Source organism: Shewanella sp. 5_MG-2023, assembly GCF_030547465.1.
GTDB lineage: Bacteria > Pseudomonadota > Gammaproteobacteria > Enterobacterales > Shewanellaceae > Shewanella.
Map to the genome: position 1 here is coordinate 1 of NZ_JAUORC010000074.1, position 1,577 is coordinate 1,577.

The 1,577-nt window shown below is 40.2% G+C and carries 2 protein-coding genes; both read right to left on the reverse strand.

What is annotated here, in order from left to right; all coding sequences use genetic code 11:
- Positions 1 to 477: 477 nt before the first annotated feature.
- Positions 478 to 840, reverse strand: a complete 363-nt coding sequence (locus Q4557_RS19675; RefSeq protein ID WP_303415015.1) for a hypothetical protein — start codon at positions 838 to 840, stop codon at positions 478 to 480.
- 115 nt (positions 841 to 955) lie between these two features.
- On the reverse strand, positions 956 to 1,399 hold the full coding sequence (locus Q4557_RS19680; protein ID WP_303415017.1) for a hypothetical protein: 444 nt from the start codon (positions 1,397 to 1,399) through the stop codon (positions 956 to 958).
- Positions 1,400 to 1,577: the final 178 nt, after the last annotated feature.

Here is a 1,577-nt window from a genome sequence, read left to right on the forward strand (position 1 = left end):
GTGTTTGCTGTAAACGATGATTTGACAGCTAAATGACAGACGAAGTAGATGAATTTGTTGATTGATTTTTATTTGACCGCAAAAGCAGTCAAATAAGTTAGGCTCGCCTATTGACTGGCGGAAGGCTCATATGTGTTATATGTTTATTTACTCTGTCATTTCATTACCGAATTTATCCATTTTGCAATCACATTTGGGGCATGTCCAACCACCCCACATTAATTGCTGGATATTTTTTGGTATACGCAAAGCTGGCATTTTCTCCGAACACTGTGGGCAGAGAACCTTATCTAAATTTATATCCATTTTGGAACGCTCTGTATTCGACATAGTTAACTTCCTTATTGAATTAATACTCAAAACTTGAAAAACATATAACGCCCTGCTAATAAGTGAACCAAGTGCTGGCGGGCGATTTGCACAGCAAATGGCATGACAGCCTTGGTGAATCTGGATTTAGCAGCTTGTTAGGTATCCTTACGCTATATACCTACCCATGACTAAAATCGGCAACCATATTGAACTTGACACAAATAGTGAGCTTGTTAATAGGAGTGTTAAAGAAAAGGCAAAATAATGACCAGCAAACACTCGCGCATCACTTACGGGGTGCTGCTTTACAGCAAGTATCATCACACGGCTGAACTCTTTAATTTTAACTATCTGGCACTCAACCCAAAGATTCATGGGCTTAATCATGATGAGGAGGCATGTAAAGGCTACTTCTACACCAGCAACATCCATAAACAAGAGTAATTCAGGTGCAAATGGAGTAAGGGCTAATATAACTAGCAGCATCAAAATTTTTTTGCTTTTGGGACTAAATTTAAAACCTTCCATAAGACTCCCTTCCTTGGTTACCTAACGCCGCAATATGGGGCGTATTAAGCTTGGCTAAAATTAGCGAAGAATGAGCGCCAGCCAAGCTTTAGACGTCCCACACATAATTGCCTTGTTATGTGCCTGATTTACCGAGCCTATATTGCTCTATACTACCAACGATAAAACAAATACCAACATAAAACCAAACGGTGCTTGCTATAATTTGCCAAATATCTAAACCTGAAGAAGTCATAAATGTTGGAATAGCAATTAAACCACGTAAAGTACAAAGTATTGCAATGGTAATTAAAGCCGATTTAAGTAGAGGGACTTTGCGGATTAAACCAACTGCTGAAAAAGCAAAGACAGTACAGGCAAACATTAAACTTGCAACGATTATAGTGCCAATTGGAGCAAGTAAAGTACCTTGAACCGCAGAGTCTATTATTTGTTGAGGTGCACGAGCAAACGCAAACCAACTAGGGCCACCAAAAATACACAGAATATGCCAAATAGCAGAAGCTGAAGCAATGACTCCAGCACTAATTAACAACTTTGATTTAATACTATAACTCAATGCGAACTCCATTTTGGCACTGGCACATAACGATTTAGTTCACGAGCCGAAGGTCTCGTGTAACGGCTTGTTCTTTACTTTCGGAGAGTGAGGGTTATCGCTACTCAATCCGTGAGTTCATATTCCATGCCCTTGGGGCTTAATTGATGCCCCCTGCGGCGTGAGGGAAGCATCGCTG

Coding starts and splice junctions, on each gene's coding strand:
- Q4557_RS19675 (WP_303415015.1), bottom strand. CDS start 840: ATGGAAGGTTTTAAATTTAGTCCCAAAAGCAAAAAAATTTTGATGCTG.